This window comes from Ureibacillus sp. FSL K6-2830, from assembly GCF_038004145.1.
Classification (GTDB): Bacteria; Bacillota; Bacilli; order Bacillales_A; family Planococcaceae; genus Ureibacillus; species Ureibacillus thermosphaericus.
Genome location: NZ_JBBOQR010000001.1, coordinates 2,513,801 through 2,530,014 on the forward strand (window position 1 = coordinate 2,513,801; position 16,214 = coordinate 2,530,014).

10 protein-coding genes and 1 pseudogene are annotated in these 16,214 nt (G+C 32.9%); 6 read left to right on the plus strand and 5 right to left on the minus strand.

Going from position 1 to position 16,214, the window contains the following annotated elements; all coding sequences use genetic code 11:
• Positions 1 to 79: 79 nt before the first annotated feature.
• Both NSU17_RS12415 and ltrA read left to right on the plus strand, forming a co-directional pair.
• On the plus strand, positions 80 to 1,987 hold the full coding sequence (locus tag NSU17_RS12415) for a DUF262 domain-containing protein (RefSeq protein WP_340705151.1): 1,908 nt from the start codon (positions 80 to 82) through the stop codon (positions 1,985 to 1,987).
• Positions 1,988 to 2,710: 723 nt separating this feature from the next.
• Positions 2,711 to 3,967 carry a group II intron reverse transcriptase/maturase gene (gene ltrA, locus NSU17_RS12420; protein WP_340705152.1) on the plus strand — a complete coding sequence of 419 codons (1,257 nt, stop codon included), beginning with the start codon at positions 2,711 to 2,713 and terminating at the stop codon, positions 3,965 to 3,967.
• Positions 3,968 to 4,469: 502 nt separating this feature from the next.
• On the opposite strand, the gene NSU17_RS12425 is transcribed toward ltrA, so the two are convergent.
• On the minus strand, positions 4,470 to 7,190 hold the full coding sequence (locus NSU17_RS12425; RefSeq protein WP_168411976.1) for an ATP-dependent DNA helicase: 2,721 nt from the start codon (positions 7,188 to 7,190) through the stop codon (positions 4,470 to 4,472).
• 283 nt (positions 7,191 to 7,473) lie between these two features.
• Between NSU17_RS12425 and NSU17_RS12430 the strand changes: the two genes are divergently transcribed.
• Positions 7,474 to 8,775 (plus strand): NCS2 family permease, encoded by a 1,302-nt coding sequence (locus NSU17_RS12430; RefSeq protein WP_340705153.1) that lies wholly within the window; start codon positions 7,474 to 7,476, stop codon positions 8,773 to 8,775.
• 144 nt (positions 8,776 to 8,919) lie between these two features.
• Here the strand turns inward: NSU17_RS12430 and NSU17_RS12435 are convergent, their stop codons facing one another.
• Positions 8,920 to 9,435, minus strand: coding sequence for a DUF4871 domain-containing protein (locus NSU17_RS12435; protein WP_340705154.1), 516 nt, complete (start codon positions 9,433 to 9,435; stop codon positions 8,920 to 8,922).
• Positions 9,436 to 9,768: 333 nt separating this feature from the next.
• On the opposite strand from NSU17_RS12435, the gene NSU17_RS12440 reads away from it, so the two are divergent.
• On the plus strand, positions 9,769 to 10,209 hold the full coding sequence (locus tag NSU17_RS12440) for a stage III sporulation protein AH (protein ID WP_340705155.1): 441 nt from the start codon (positions 9,769 to 9,771) through the stop codon (positions 10,207 to 10,209).
• Between the two features lie 160 nt (positions 10,210 to 10,369).
• On the opposite strand, the gene NSU17_RS12445 is transcribed toward NSU17_RS12440, so the two are convergent.
• Complete coding sequence (locus NSU17_RS12445; RefSeq protein WP_340705156.1) at positions 10,370 to 11,725, minus strand: transposase; 1,356 nt, start codon at positions 11,723 to 11,725, stop codon at positions 10,370 to 10,372.
• A 187-nt stretch (positions 11,726 to 11,912) separates the two neighbouring features.
• On the opposite strand from NSU17_RS12445, the pseudogene NSU17_RS12450 reads away from it, so the two are divergent.
• Positions 11,913 to 13,286 (plus strand): annotated as a pseudogene (locus NSU17_RS12450) (restriction endonuclease); the annotation flags it as partial.
• A 213-nt stretch (positions 13,287 to 13,499) separates the two neighbouring features.
• Here the strand turns inward: NSU17_RS12450 and NSU17_RS12455 are convergent.
• Together NSU17_RS12455 and NSU17_RS15975 are read right to left on the minus strand one after the other, a co-directional pair.
• A complete protein-coding gene (locus NSU17_RS12455) occupies positions 13,500 to 14,291 on the minus strand; it encodes an ISL3 family transposase (RefSeq protein WP_340705509.1) in 792 nt (263 codons plus the stop codon).
• 367 nt (positions 14,292 to 14,658) lie between these two features.
• A complete protein-coding gene (locus NSU17_RS15975; protein ID WP_445684078.1) occupies positions 14,659 to 14,997 on the minus strand; it encodes a DUF3953 domain-containing protein in 339 nt (112 codons plus the stop codon).
• A gap of 638 nt (positions 14,998 to 15,635) precedes the next feature.
• On the opposite strand from NSU17_RS15975, the gene NSU17_RS12460 reads away from it, so the two are divergent.
• Positions 15,636 to 16,196: a sulfurtransferase TusA family protein gene (locus tag NSU17_RS12460; RefSeq protein WP_096551814.1), complete on the plus strand. Its 561-nt coding sequence runs from the start codon at positions 15,636 to 15,638 to the stop codon at positions 16,194 to 16,196.
• Positions 16,197 to 16,214: the final 18 nt, after the last annotated feature.

Consider the following 16,214-nt stretch of genomic DNA (forward strand, 5'->3'; position numbering starts at 1 on the left):
ACAGTTTTTTAAATAAAATCAAATAAAACTTTGCAGTATTTAACGAAAATATTTTTCTAACTTAAGGAGTAATTAAAATATGGGATTTAATACTGAAAATAGAACAATATTAGATATATTTCAAAGACAATCTCGTTATGTAATTCCTAGATATCAGCGTGAATATGTATGGAAACAAAGAAACTGGGATGAGCTTTTAAATGATATTACATTTACATTAGGATTTAAAAATGAAAAAAATGAGTGGACTCATTTTTTAGGGACAATTGTTTTAAGTAGTAATGTAAAATTAAAATCCTCAGATTCAATTAAAGGTATTAAAGATTATGAAATAATTGATGGACAACAAAGAATAACGACATTATTTTTATTGTTTGCGGCAATTTGTAGTAGATTATATAAATTAAATAACGAAGATGCCTTACAACGAGCAAGATATATTGAAAATACTTTTATAAACTCAGTTACACCACAGAATGAATTAATACCAATATTATATAATAGTGAATATAATGATTTTATACTTGAATTACTTCATAATATGAAACAATCACAGCATTTAAAATTATCAAATAATAACCCATATAAATTAGCTTTTGAATATTTTTATTCACACTTTTCATCAAAAACTTTATATGAAATAGATCAGTTTCTTGACAAGTTATATGTTATAAATATTGTTGAGATTGTTTCAGAGCAAGAGGAAGAAATATATAATATTTTTGAAGTCTTAAATGCACGTGGGCAACAACTTAAGCAAATTGAGCTTCTCAAAAATCACACAATGAAGTATGTTTACCCAAAATTAGATGATTATATAGATGATGCTAGAAAAAAATGGATAGATATATATAATTATACAGAACATTTAGTTGATAAAGATGACTTATTAAATCATTTTGCTAAATGTTATTTGAAAAGAAAAGCAGAAAATGCTGAAGATGTATATAGGCTATTTAAAGAAGAAATAAAAATTGATGAAATGTCTTCTTTTCTAAATGATTTACATAGATTTGCGAGCTTATATGCTCAAATAACTGATAAAAATACTAAAGATAATTATATTAAATATTTTAATTTGAAAAATAATAAGCAAATTAGATCATTATTGACATCGATTTTTGAAGTATTCCATAAAGGGATTATAGATATTTCAGTTAAAGATGCGACTTTAAAAAATTTAAGAAATTTCTTTGTTATTTTTAATGCTTCAAGAGAAACAAGTAACAGAACAGATACGGCTATAAAAAATGCAGCATATGCAATTTATCATTCAAAGTCTGATGTAGAATATAAGGTTGAGATTTCAAATTTATTCTATGAATTAAGTAATTTAGTAAACTACGAACATTTTAAAAATAATTATAGCTCAGCTCTCAAATATTCAAACAAGGATAAACGACTTAAAAATAGTAGATTAATAAAGTATGTGTTAATAGAATATTACAGTTATTATCAAACAGATGCATATTTAAATGATAGTGAAATAACAATAGAACATTTATTGGGTGATAATGGAGACACGGAGAACTCCCATATTAATAATTTGGCGTTAGTAAATGATATTGTAAATAGTGATAAATTAAAAAATAAGCCAATAGATCAAAAAATCTCAATTCTTAAAGAATATTCGAACTTAATTGTAAATCATAAATTGTTTGATTATTTAGATGAAAAGGGTAATTTTAAATCAGAAGAAAGAAAAGAAGAAATGGCTTTTCAATTTTATAATGAAGTTTTTAAATTTAGACCAGATATATTTGGTTGGACTCAAAAGGATTTGAAAGACTATTCAACAAAATTAAAGAAGATTAGAGAAACAGTAGCATTAAATGAAAAGATGAAAGCAGATAAACAAAAATTAGAAGAAGTTTTAAAAAATAAAGGGAAACATTTCGATAGTGTAATTAAAAATGATCCAAAGTACAATGATTTATATTCTGCTTATGCATTTATTTTTGAAGATACATTATTATTAAAATCTTAATCGTAGTTAAAATCGTAGTTAATCTTTTTAATAATAGTCAAAAAAGTCTGATAGATACTGTTATTACAGAGGGGAGAGGTTTTGCTTCCATAACCCCCGCCGTCTCCATAATTAAATTTCGTACTATTTCAATGAGCGCCAAAATCCTTTTATGATAAGGATTTTGGCGTTTTTGGTGCGCCCGGCATGTACATGAACTATAGGGTGTAAGTCCCGAACCCCGAAGACAGAAGTAGAGGTTAGCCAAGAGCAAGGGTGTCCGTGGTGACGCGGAATCTGAAGGAAGCTGGAGGCAAAACACCGGTCCGAGGAACACGAACCTCATATAAGGCTAGGTATGATTGAGTGAGTTTGCGAAACAAAACAAAGCTCTTTCTGTCGAAGGTCATATCGAGTAAATGAGGCGGATAGATGGTGTGAAAGTGCATGTACTTACCCGGGGAGGTCTGGCGGATAGGTGAAGTACGCTTCATAACCTACTTAGTGATAAGTAGCTGAACCGTCAGAAGTCAGCAGAGGTCATAGTATTAGTTGGTCTAGAACAACTAAGAAGGACCGAACAATTAAGAGAGAATAGCCCTTGGCATTCAGTGAGTCATGATGAACACAGAAAACGTAGTACCTCACTTGAGGAAGGAAGCGGTGAATCCCGTGGGGGACCTCTTGGAGGGTGGAGTGACCACTGGCATAAAGAGAACAGCTATTCACGGAAGGAGAATAACGATGCTTTTGAATCAAATCCTGTCACGGGAGAACATGCTTCAAGCATTAAAACGTGTAGAACAGAATAAAGGAAGCCATGGAGTAGATATGATGCCCGTACAAAACTTACGACAGCACATAGTCGAAAACTGGCTATCTATTAAGGAGGCAATTCTCAAGGGAACTTATGAACCAATGCCAGTCCGCAGAGTCGAAATCCCGAAACCTGACGGCGGTGTTCGTTTACTAGGAATCCCTACCGTAACAGACCGTTTGATTCAACAAGCAATCGCCCAAGTACTTTCAAAAGTGTATGACCCTACATTCTCTGAAAACAGCTACGGATTTCGACCAAACCGAAGTGCTCATGATGCGGTGAGGAAAGCGAAAGAATATATAAGAGATGGACATCGATGGGTCGTAGATATGGACTTGGAGAAATTCTTTGATAAGGTCAACCATGACAGATTAATGGGTACACTCGCGAAGAGAATCCAAGATAAACCATTACTGAAATTGATTCGTAAGTATTTACAATCGGGCGTCATGATTAATGGTGTGGTGTCAAACACATTTGAGGGAACTCCACAAGGAGGACCATTAAGTCCGCTACTATCTAACATTGTACTAGATGAACTAGATAAAGAATTGGAAAGAAGAGGACACAAATTCGTTCGATATGCGGATGACTGTAACATTTACGTGAAAAGTAAACGAGCAGGACTTCGCACAATGGCAAGTATCCAGCGATTTATTGAAGGAAAACTACGACTGAAAGTAAATGAGAAGAAATCAGCGGTCGACCGTCCATGGAAACGTAAGTTTCTAGGATTTAGCTTTACCTATCATAAAGAGCCAAAGGTTCGTATCGCAAAAGAAAGCCTTAAACGAGTGAAGAATAAAGTTCGTGAAATCACATCACGCAAGATGCCCTACCCGATGGAATACCGCATTCAGAAACTGAATCAATATCTAATGGGATGGTGTGGATATTTTGCGTTAGCAGACACCAAATCTATATTCCTTGGATTAGATAAATGGATTCGTAGAAGACTTCGAATGTGTCTATGGAAGAACTGGAAGAAACCGAAAACAAAGATACGCAACCTTATTCAACTTGGCGTACCACAATGGCAAGCGTATGAATGGGGAAATACTCGGAAGAGTTATTGGTGTATTTCAAAAAGTCCAATATTACACAGAACCCTTGGTAACTCCTATTGGAGAAACCAAGGGCTGAAAAGTCTTGAAGCTCGTTATGAAAACTTGCGTCAATGATCTTAATTGAACCGCCGTATACGGAACCGTACGTACGGTGGTGTGAGAGGACGGGAGTTAATCGCTCCCTCCTACTCGATTTGTATAAAAATGTTCGTCATTAAATAAATTGATCACTTTTATATTGTTAGAAATACAGCAATTTTTGGTCACGACACTCGTTTATAACGTGAAATGGACTAACAATGTTTACAGAAATAACTTGTTACGCAATTTTAAGTAGGTAGGAACACCACAAAAATACTATGCAATTTAATGTGACATATTGAAGCTGTGTTTAATGATTTAATCATCAAAGACATGGTAACAAGCTGTTGTTTAATACGTTAACGTCCCATGAAAGACTTTCTCTTCTTTTACTTATTATGGATATCACATTCTTTTTTAATTAAAACTTAAATCTGTGATTTTAAAAAATAAAAAACAAAAATCCCCTGATTAATTTTTAAATATCATGAATAATTGGTTATTATTTACAATGTTAAAATAATATTTATTATTGTTATTCATTCTTCAGAAAATATACATCTTTTTTCCAATCTGATGGCTTTATGCTGTTCAAAACTTTGTGTTCCACCTCTGGTGTCCAATAGATTTTCAGTTTATTTCTTGCACGAGTAATAGCAGTATAAAAGATATTATGGGTTATTAACTCGTCGATTTCGTCTGTTATAACGATTTTAACAGAATTATATTCTAGACCCTGAGCTTTATGGATTGAAACAGCATATGCAACTTGAAATGGAACGATCGCTTTTGAAGAGTCATCGTCATCTTCATCTGTACTTTTTAATTTATTTACACAAAAACGTATTATAGAATTTCCGTTATTAGTATAATCCAATAATTCAAAATCTTGATTGAAAGCATCTATCTCATTTAACGATTTGTCGAGTTCTATATCAAATTGAATGCGCTCAGAAATCTTTCCACGATCAAGAATTTCAATTCCAACAATTCGTCCTTTCATATTATTATAAATTACTGGTTCAAAACGTTTTGATTCATTGAACAAAATCGGGTCATTAACTTTATACTGTTGAATTCCCCAAGATATCGCGGGGTTTGGATTGCTTTGTTGTAAAAATCGATTTATGTTATTAATTCCGTAAAGTCCATCATAGTTAAGACAAAGAATAATTTCGTCATCTTCTGCAGGTGTGAAAATAGAACTGTCCAAGGAAGTGGAATATTCTTGGCGAGTAATTAATTCAAGTATAGTATCATCCATTTTACGAACTTTTTCCCATAATGTAAGAAGTGCTGAATTTTTACTTCTATAAGGCTTAGTTAATTCAAAGACCGAAGTTTTAGGAACAAATGCTTGTGCAACACTGAACCAATTTCCAAATCTTATAGATGATATTTGATAAGAGTCACCAACTAATATTAATAAATTAAATGTGGCTTTGTTAAGAATTTCTCTCATATCACGGTTACTTACTGTACTACATTCGTCTATTATTAGTAAATCATAGTCATTAGTATTCCTCTGATTTATAAGAAACTTTGTAATTGTTGAAAATGTACATTTCGAAGCTGTAATTTTCCGTTTTAAATTATCTACAGCAGGATTTGTTTGTGCTAAAAAAAGTTTTCTCTTATCTGCAAATAAATGAGCTAAATGATTAATGAAAGTAGATTTGCCTGTCCCCGCTGAGCCATATACTAAAGCTACTCGTGAACTTTCGAACATACGAATTAAGGCTTCTTTTTTTTCTTCGCAATCGATAACATAATTAGAATCATTTAACCATGCCTTTACGGAGTTTGAATAATTTTGGATTCCATTTTTTGATAAGTTTTCAAGTTTATTAATAATGAATTTGGTATCATTTTTATATCCATTTATAATAATGTGACTATTTTTTATAACTAATTTGCTATTTTCAAGATGTCCATGCCATAGAGTAGAGTTATATTTTTCAACAAGTGATGGTAAATTATCAAATCTAACTATTTCCTTTATGGGTGTAAAAAGCTGCCCTTTTATTTCAGTATTGTTCCTTACTAATCGAGCAAGCAATTCATGTTGTCGTTGAGTGGCATCGATACAATAAAATAAATCTCCTAATTTTGGGTTATGTTCTACTAGAGAGAAATTAAAAGGAATTCTATCGAAAGGTAAGCAGCTATTTTTTGCATAAAGTCCAGATAAATTATCATTTGGATATGTATCTAATTGTTTCTTTATTATTTTGTTTCTCATATGAAAAAGTAAATATTTTAGAAGGTTACTACCTGAGGCATTTGCTTTTATTATTTCACGACAACGTTCCAAGTCATTGAAGAAAATAATTTCTTTAGATCGTTGTGTTGCTTGTAGCTTTACTTTTTGAAATTCTTTTTCTGGAAAGTCAATGAGTTCTGTTAAAGTAAATCCTGTTGATGTTAAAAATCGTGAGATTCCAAGTTGTTCAGAATAGCCAGTCTTAATATTTGTTCCTCTAATTATCCTAGTAAAATTCTTAAACTCACAATCTCTAATTGCAACTTCCCAACCTACTATAATAATTATGGGCATTGTTTTACCAAGGATTTCAATACTATCGTAGTCCAAGGAAAACTTCACAGCATAATTATCTGTTATTTCTAAATTTGTAAAAGCAATAACCCGATCAAACTTACTGGCATAATCGACAGCTGGTGTAAAAGTCACTTCATAGTAAATACGTTGATCAACAAAAAAAGGCTTAATTTTTTGAATATAATATTTCTCGGAATTTTCAACCTTTTTTATGGTGTGTTTTTCTATCTTTTTAGCAATTTTTTCATAGTATTCTTGTAATGTTGAATTATTGTTCAATGGAAATTTATCAAGGTTACTAAGAACTTCCAGAGAAAACTTTTCATATAGCAGTTTCTTAATTTTTAATAAATATTCGTAATATTTCAACATTAAACGCTCAGAATTTTCTTCGTCAAGTGTATAATGTGAAGCCACTATCTGCAAATAATCATGAAACCGTCGTAGCACTTTCAAATCACCACGAGATTTTACAAAATCAATAGCTTTACATATATTTTCATAACTATTTTCTATGTCTTGACCGTTAGCATAAAATTTTAACATAATATGCTCTACAAAGTTGCGTAATTGAGAAAGAATATCTTGAGAAATCTCGCCTCTTGAAAAAGTACCATAGGTGTCTATGTGACGACAAATTGCATTATCTATTATTAAAATCTTTTTATCAATTGGTAATAATGTTTCTAAGTGCAATTAGAATCACCTCTAATAAAAATATTTAAATAACGTTTAAGAATTAGGAAATTAACAAGAAATATAGAATATTATGGAATATTATATGAAAATTGTAAATATATTATTCTATTTGTTAAGGTGAAATCCGTTTTTCGCTATAAGATAGAACCTGAATTTTCTTTGTTTTTAAACTTTTAATTTGTAGGAGAATAATTACGTAAAAAACACTTGCATTTAAGCTAAAGACCGAATATTATTAATTCTGTTGTTTTTAATGTTCGTATTTAGGGGGCTGAACTTTTTGTTTCGACTACAAGAAAATAATACAACTGTAAAAACTGAAATTTTTGCAGGTTTAACAACTTACTTAACAATGGTATATATCGTTATCGTTAACCCTTCGATTCTAGCGATTTCTGGTGTTCCTAGTGAACAAGTATTCACAGCGACAATTATTGCGGCAGTATTTGGTACATTATGGTTGGCGTTATTTGCCAATTATCCAATTGCAATGGCTCCGGGTATGGGGCTGAATGCATTCTTTACGTTTTCGGTTGTCCAAGCTTCGAAAGGCGAAATTGACTATATGACAGCATTTTCTGCTGTATTTGTAGCTGGTATTATTTTCTTTATTATTAGCTTAACGCCTTTACGACAAATGCTCGTTAAAGCCATACCGAATAATTTAAAATTAGCTATTACTGCTGGTATCGGTTTATTCATCGCTTTCATTGGTATGCGATCAGCAGGCATCGTGACAGATGACGAAGCGACATTAGTACGATTAGGAGATTTATCAAGCCCTATGGTTTGGTTAACAATTGTAGGGGTTCTTGTTACGGCTATCTTCATGATGTACCGTGTATTCGGTGCAATTTTCTGGGGTATGATTGTGACAGCAATCCTCGCTGCATTAACTGGTAATTTACATTTCGATGGTGTTGTTTCAATGCCATCATTACCAGAAGGGATTTTAGTATGGAATCCAATTGAAGCTTTTGGCGATGTCATTAAATATGGTTTATATGGGACAGTATTTTCATTTATTTTAGTTACATTGTTTGACACGACAGGTACGATGATTGGCGTTGCGAAACAAGCGGGTATTTTAAAAGAAGATAAATTGCCACGAGCACGTCAAGCTTTCCTTGGTGATTCGATGGCAACGATCATCGGTTCAATGTTTGGTACAAGTCCATCAACAGCCTATATCGAATCTTCTTCTGGTGTAGCAGTAGGTGGACGTACTGGTTTAACATCGTTAGTAGTTGCAGGATTATTTGTCATTACGTTATTCTTCTCGCCATTAGCAGCTACATTAGCAAGTGTACCTGCTATTACTTCTCCTGCCTTAATTATTGTAGGTAGTTTAATGATTGGTGTTGTTCGCCATATCGAATGGGATAAAGTAGAAGAAGCATTTCCAGCATTTTTAGTTATTTTAATCATGCCATTAACGTCTAGTATCTCAGATGGTATTGCATTCGGGTTTATTTCTTACCCATTATTTAAGTTACTGAAAGGTAAGGGTAAAGAGGTTCATCCATTACTTTACCTCTTTGCGATTTTATTCATTATCCTGTTAGTGATTATGTCTCACTAAAAATGAAAAGCCTCTCATTTCGCGAGAGGCTTATTTTATTGGTGCGGAAGAAATGACCTAGGGGATTATTCCATTTATGTTAAAACAACAGGCAAAGTTAATCTTCGAACGGTTAACTCTGCCTCTTAATCAATTAGTTGAAGATCAACTTTCTTCAACGTTTATAACGAGTTCCTCAAATAATTGATCATTAAAATATATTTTTAATTTCCATAATCCACTTGTAGGGAACATCATATTAGATGGAATATGGAAATCTGCACCGTTATGTGGGCTAATGGAAACATCAGAATATTGCCATACTGCATCATTGCCTAATAACAAAACAGGATGTTCTTTTCCATCTTCATCAATACCAACTACTTTAAAATAACCGCTGATTTTATCTTCCTCTCCCCAAAAATGCCACATATATTTATTCGGTTGATTTGCAATAAAACTTGTTGCGACTGCTTCACCTTCGTTACCCGAACCGACCAAAATTCCCACCTTACCTTCTTTCCCAATCAATACATACTCACCCTTTGTCCCCTCATTATAAGTTACGGGTATTGTAAAAGTAGGGCTTGCCTCTAACTTTTTGTTTTCATCAACATTTTTACAACCGACAAGAGTCATTAACAATAGTACAGAAATCAACATAATGATTTTGTTCTTCATATTTCTCCCCTCCATATCAGCTAAAATCAACTGGCACCTTCGTTACGATAGATGTATTTAATAAAGGAGGTGTTTCAATAAATAAATAAATAAACTTTTACAGAATGGAAACTACTTCGTTTACCGCCTCACAGAAACAGTTCGTTAACCAGGTTGCGTCATTCAAACTGCTCTTGTTAAAATTTCCTCTAAATGAAAATATTGCATTAAACAGGTAAAATTAAAGTTAGAATTACTTACATTTATTCTATATGGCCATTACGAATGAGTTCAATATAGTTAAATAAATAATGGAAAAATAAGTAGATTTGAGATAATAGGAGGATAAGTAAAATGTTAGAGTATGATCAAGACATAAAAGGTGAAGATTATCGCTTATTGATTGAAATAGCTTCTGAGAAATGTGATAAATTTGCTTTTGTTATAAGGAAAGACATGATGGATGATGAAAAATTGGCGATGAAATATTACAACGAATTATTAAAAGATATTAAAAGTTCATTAATTGAAGTGAAAGAGGAATCTCAATGGGCAGTAAATATACTTTTAGAAGCAACAGCGTATATATATTATTATGAGCTAAATGAACAGACAAAGCATTTTTTACAAACGAAAAGTAATTCTTTATTTGGGTGGATTAATGGGTTACCAGAAGATTTAATGTTTTATAATGGAGATAAAATTTGGCTTGCATGCAATTCACATGAAAGTTATTTTTATATTGACGAGAAAGACTCACAATCAAAAGTATTTGAAATCCTAAAAAAATTGTAAGCTATTGAACGCACGTGGCATCGCATTTGATATTGTAGAGATAATTAAAAATTGTAATCGTCGAATGGCTTTTTATAATAATAGTCGAATCAATTTCATAAATCATAGTATTTCTGAAGTATAGAGTACCCCTATACTAAAAACTTTGTTTTTTTTTAAATTATGCAACTTGGTTTTGTTGCTGTAATAAAGCATTGATTCGATCAACTGCTAGTTTGCAGGTATTATAAATTAACGTCACCAGATTGAAATGCATTTTTGCTTTCTTTCCTGTACGATGACGGACATTGTTTAATTGAAAGTATTCCTTTAAATAAGCGTTAACGCGTTCGACTGCTGTACGTTCTTGATAAAGCTGTTTCCATCGTTCTGTCCCACGTGCTGGATAGGTAAATTTACGGATATCTATATCACATTTGATTTTGAAAACTTTTTGGCAAAGGGTGTCTTCTCGTAATGGGCAAGTTGCACATTCCTTTGGACGTGTGAATTTTAATGTATTGTACTTAGCGTCAAAGCTGTCATATTGGTAACTATGTTCACGCACACAGGTTGGACGAAAATGTTCATCGAATCCTATATATTCTCCTTCTCGGCGAACGTTGTAAGGAATCACGACTCGCATGGACTGTGATACGGCTTGACGGTAAATAGGTTCAACATCATAACCAGCATCAAATATAGCTATTGTAAAATGACCGTTTCCTAAGTGATGAAGTTTTTTCAATAATAGAATCGCAGCTTTACAATCACTTAAATTACCTGAGGACATCAAACGAGTGATGATATATTGACTTTTCGTCGAAACAGCTAAATGTGCTTTATAACCAAACCAGAATGTATTTTTTCCTTTACTATTCTTTTTCACACCCCATTTTGGCTCAATCGGTACATCCTTCCAAAGGGTTTCTAATGGGATATCCAGCTGTTCTTTCAGTTCTTTTTCATAGGTTGATTGATTTCCTTTTTTCTCTACTTGTTCGGCTAACCAAACAGCTCGTTCAGCTTTAGTTTTACGACCACGTTTTTTAGGAGTTTTAGGTGCTTTCTTTTCTGATGGTGTGAAAGCATCACGAGCTTCAAAGTGACTCGCATCGATGGCGACATGTTCATCATTTAGAAAGCCTTCCAACATCGCTGTTTTGATGAGTGTATCGTTCATTTTATCTAGCACATCTGATTCACTAATGACTTGAATCATGCGTGAATAAGAGCTTTCAGATGGTACGACATCAGACACAAGGAATCCACAGTCGAAACGAAATAAAGGATCATGGACCAAACGTTTGACTAAATCCTTGATAGTTGGAATACGTTCGACAATACGTATAATCAGCGATTGAATCATTGCACCATAATTCAATTCACGTGGTGCACCTTTCAATGTCTTTTTAGAAAACAATTGAAAAATAGGCTGAATGTCGATAGCACTAAAAATGGCATCATAACGATGGGAACTTTCCATTTCTAACAATTGATGGATGTCAAAAAGAGAAATTTGTTTTACAATAGTCATAGGGTACTCACCTCTTTCGTATGGTTTGTTTAGTTACCTACCATTATAACGAAATTTGGGGAGGTACCCATTTTTTATTGTCTTGAATCCCTTGAAAATCAAGGGGTGAGAATTATGAAATTAACTCAAATTATTAAGTTTTCAAGATGAAAATGGTAATTGGCAAACAAGACGGTTTTTATTTTCGAAGTGGACGTTACGTGAAGGTTGGGATAATCCGAATGTCTTTGTAATCGCAAAATTGCGAACATCTGGTAGTGAAAATAGTAAAATTCAAGAAGTTGGTAGAGGATTACGCCTACCAGTAGATGAGAACGGACACCGTATACAACAAGAGGAGTGGTCGTCGAGGCTTGCTTTTTTAATTGGTTTTGATGAAAGAGATTTTGCGCAAAAGTTAGTTGGAGAAATCAATAGCGATGTAAAAATTGAATTAAATGAACAAAAGCTAACAGATGAGATGATCCAATTTATTGTTACTGAAAGACAAAAAGTACAACATGATTTTACAGATGAGTTTCTGTTAGAAACATTAGACGAATTAGGAATTATTAATCGTAAAAATGAATTTAATACAGATGTGGAGATTGATGGTGTTAAGAAAGATGGATTTGAATGGCTAATTGAACTATATCCTGAACTTAATAAGCCTCGCTTAAATGAAAGGAAAGTGCGAGATACAACTAAAATTAAGACGAAAGTTCGAGTGAAACTAGAAAAAGAAAATTGGGAAAAAGTAAAAGAATTATGGAAACAAATTTCGAATCGATACATGCTTGAATTCAAACGCATCCCTGAAAAAATTGAAATAGTAACCAAGGAAGTTATAAGCAACCCAGACTTATATGAACGTGATATTCCTTTTCAAATGAAACAATCAATCCATGCAACCAAAGACAGAAAGAAAGTTACATTAAAAGAACAAGTAGCCGAATACCATCGCATGTATTTACCGGGTATAGCTTATGGAAAATTTATAAAGCATATTCATTTAGCTACTGGTATACCTATAAAAGATATTCATGCAAATCTACTAGAAGTTTTAAGAACAGATTTAAATGGTGATTCAACATACTTAAGTGAAACATCGCTTCAAAATATCACGAGAGAGTTTAAAAGAAAATTCGATGAGGAATTTGCTCAGACATATGAATATAAGAAGTTGAATTTTCAGGCACGAACTTCTATATACAATCCTATAACAGACAGTTTCGTTGATGAAATTAATGGGGAAGTCATAGGTGTGAATATCGATAACAATGCACATGAGGAACATCGTTATCTTTATGAGAATCCTCCAATGAGATATGACAGTGTAACTCCGGAAAGGGAGTTATTAAGGCATAAATATAGTGATAAAGTCACTGTGTTTGGTAAGTTACCAAAACGAGCGATACAAGTACCAAAGTATACAGGAGGTTCAACTACACCTGACTTTATTTATGTAATAGAAAAAGAAGATGAAACATATGTTTACTTACTCGTTGAAACAAAGGCTGAAAATATGAGATTGGAAGACCAACGGATAATTAATATTCAAAAAAATTCTTTGAAACTTTAAAAGAACATCAAGTAGAGTTTGTAGAAGCGACAAGTGCTCAACAGGTTTATTCAAAGATCAGAAAGCTATCTGGGGAGTGAATGAAATGTAAGCGTAAAATAACGCCCACGTGTTTTTTCGGGTTCCTTGTCAAATGGTGTTGGTGAATAAATTCTAGTGACACATTATTTGGTAATATGTAATCGGAGGGCTTAGGGGAAATTCGAGGTTCCCCTAAGCTGTTTTTATTTTCGCTAAGTTTTGGGTAATGAATATTCGGTTTCTGAAGTGATAGAAGGATCGATAACCGAAAGAAATGCGTTTAATCACTTTGATTTTGTTATTAATCTCCTCTAAAATGCCGTTATTATAATCGTACTTTAGCGTATTCTCGATGTAATTGATGTAGTTGTTGATTGTCTTGATGGCGGTTTTCATATAGCTGGAAACGCTGTTCTGTTTATTTGCCAAGGTTTTCTTCAAGAGCTCAAAGTCTTTGATTTTGATGCAATGTCGAACGTATTGGTATAACTCATAGGACGCCTTTAATTCAGAATCTAAATCAATGAGATAGTGGAGAATCTCCACCTCACACATATGCTTTTTAAAGCAACGATGATATGTATAGTTCTTATAATCAAGTTTTGTTTGATCTTTCAGAAGGAGCTTCCAGTATTTTTTCAATTTATTGTAATTCTTTTTATCCCGATTCATGACGTTGATGCGCGTTTTGTTTAAAGCTCTGCTAAATAGTTGGAGGATATGGAATTTGTCGAGTACGATTTCCGCTTTAGGGAAAACTTCTTGGATTAAGGAAATATAAGGGCTGTACATATCGATGACAATCGTTTTTACCGCATCTCTCGCCTTCTTGGAATACCGTAAGAAATACTCTTTGAGGATGTAATCTTCGGTCCTCCACGATATCCACAATCTCCCCCGTTTCAGAGTCGAAGAAAATAAAGGACATCGCTCCAGCTGCGATTTAAACTCATCAAAACACAAATGCTGTGGAAGGTAGTGAATATTTGGTTGATAATAGCTTTTTTAATCGTTTCGGTAGAACAAAAATTTCCATCAAATGTGATATTTTTGTCTTTTATATTGAGTAGGTTTCGTATAGAATGATGGTGAGACATGTGACATCACTCCTTGTAAATGTGGTTTTGGTCGATTACATTTTACCAGAGTTTGTCACATGTCTCATTTTTTTTGTGTAAAAAAATGGTGCTGGTTGTATCCACCAACACCAAATATTATAGAGCCTGCATTTTTCCTTTGCAAAGCTCTGCACTTTTATTTTGCCATACACAATTAAGACAGCTATGTGAAAGAAAAGGCGTAGAAATTATTGTGTTTTTGTCAATATAAAAAAGGATTTAGCGTTTACAATTTAAAAGAATGAAATACATGTTACGAAAAACAAAAATATCGACACAATGATAGAAAAAATGCTAATCCCTTGACTTTTTTTATTCTTCAAGTTTTCAAACCCCAATATTAAGAAAAATACCCCGAGGAAGAAAATAGACAAGAGGTTATATGAATAATCATTCGTGACTAAGCCGTATGATGAAATTCCAATTACAATTAAAGCAAGTAATATTTTTAGCCATTTCAATCGTATCACCCTTAAGTGGAATGATAAATAAAGGGAATTAAAAAATATATGATTTTTCAATAAAGTTTGATATTTTCCAATTTTACTGTTTTGGGCAATTAAAAAATGCATGAAATGGCAATTAAATTTATTCGATATCTTGAATAATTATTCGCATCTATAATCGCTTGACATGGAGCCTTTGCGGGCATGATTTCTTGCAAAGGGGGCAAGCCATAATTATATTTGGACTTTGCAAGGCAAAGTAGCCTATCATGCCCGCCACCATGTAAAGCGTCAAATATGCAAAAATTTATGCATAACCTTAATTGCCAAACACTACAAAAATTAATTACCATCAACAATTTTACGAATTGAATAGAGAATTCCCTTCTTTTAAGGGCTACATTTCCTTTACGGAATTGTACAAAAGTATTGGAAATTTTAGTTAATCTTTTAAAAACAGTAAAAATAATATTTAAGTGTTGACATTATACCCTAATGGGTATATGATATCGTTAGAGTAACAAAGAAAGGGAAAAGGAGGTTTCAAATCATCTATCTTAAGATAATGTATTGCTGTCAATTCAAGTTTTGCTCTAATTTGTGTTGGAATTCTATTCAATATTAGAAGAAAAAACCAATTTCTGTAATAAAATATTTATTCACACATGAAGAAAAAGATTCCATGACGGCAAATTTTTGATTTTATATTCAACAAAAAATTTTTCTAAAATAAAATACCCTAATAGGTATATGGAGGTTTTAAGATGTCGATAAAAGCACATGTACAGTTAGATTGTACGGGGCTTTCATGTCCAATGCCGATTGTGAAGACGAAAAAGGCAATGGAAGGGATCGAGGAAGGCCAAGTATTAGAAGTGAAAGCGACCGATAAAGGTTCAATTGCCGACTTAAAAGCATGGTGTGACAGTGTTGGACATCAATATATCGGTATGTTTGAAGAAAATGGCGTGCTGTTTCATTACATTCGTAAATGTAATGAGCAAGTTGTTGAAAAGAAATTTGAACATACAATCTCGAATGATGAAGTTCTGAGTCGAGTGAAAAATGGCGGAATTCTTCTAGATGTTCGAGAAGAAGCGGAATACGCTTTTGGTCATATTGAAGGTTCCATATCCATTCCAATGGGGGAATTAGAAGACCGTTTAGATGAATTAGACAAAGACAAGGAAATCTATGTCATTTGTCGAACAGGTACACGCAGTGATTTAGCTGCTCAAAAATTAGTAGAAAAAGGTTTTACAAAAGTTTATAACGTCTTACCAGGAATGAGTGCTTGGAAAGGCGATTTAATAAAAAAATTATAAATTCGGAGGGGTTTGAAA

Coding starts and splice junctions, on each gene's coding strand:
- NSU17_RS12440 (WP_340705155.1), top strand. CDS start 9,769: ATGTTAGAGTATGATCAAGACATAAAAGGTGAAGATTATCGCTTATTG.
- NSU17_RS12445 (WP_340705156.1), bottom strand. CDS start 11,725: ATGACTATTGTAAAACAAATTTCTCTTTTTGACATCCATCAATTGTTA.
- NSU17_RS12415 (WP_340705151.1), top strand. CDS start 80: ATGGGATTTAATACTGAAAATAGAACAATATTAGATATATTTCAAAGA.
- NSU17_RS12460 (WP_096551814.1), top strand. CDS start 15,636: ATGTCGATAAAAGCACATGTACAGTTAGATTGTACGGGGCTTTCATGT.
- NSU17_RS12435 (WP_340705154.1), bottom strand. CDS start 9,435: ATGAAGAACAAAATCATTATGTTGATTTCTGTACTATTGTTAATGACT.
- ltrA (WP_340705152.1), top strand. CDS start 2,711: ATGCTTTTGAATCAAATCCTGTCACGGGAGAACATGCTTCAAGCATTA.
- NSU17_RS15975 (WP_445684078.1), bottom strand. CDS start 14,997: ATGCATTTTTTAATTGCCCAAAACAGTAAAATTGGAAAATATCAAACT.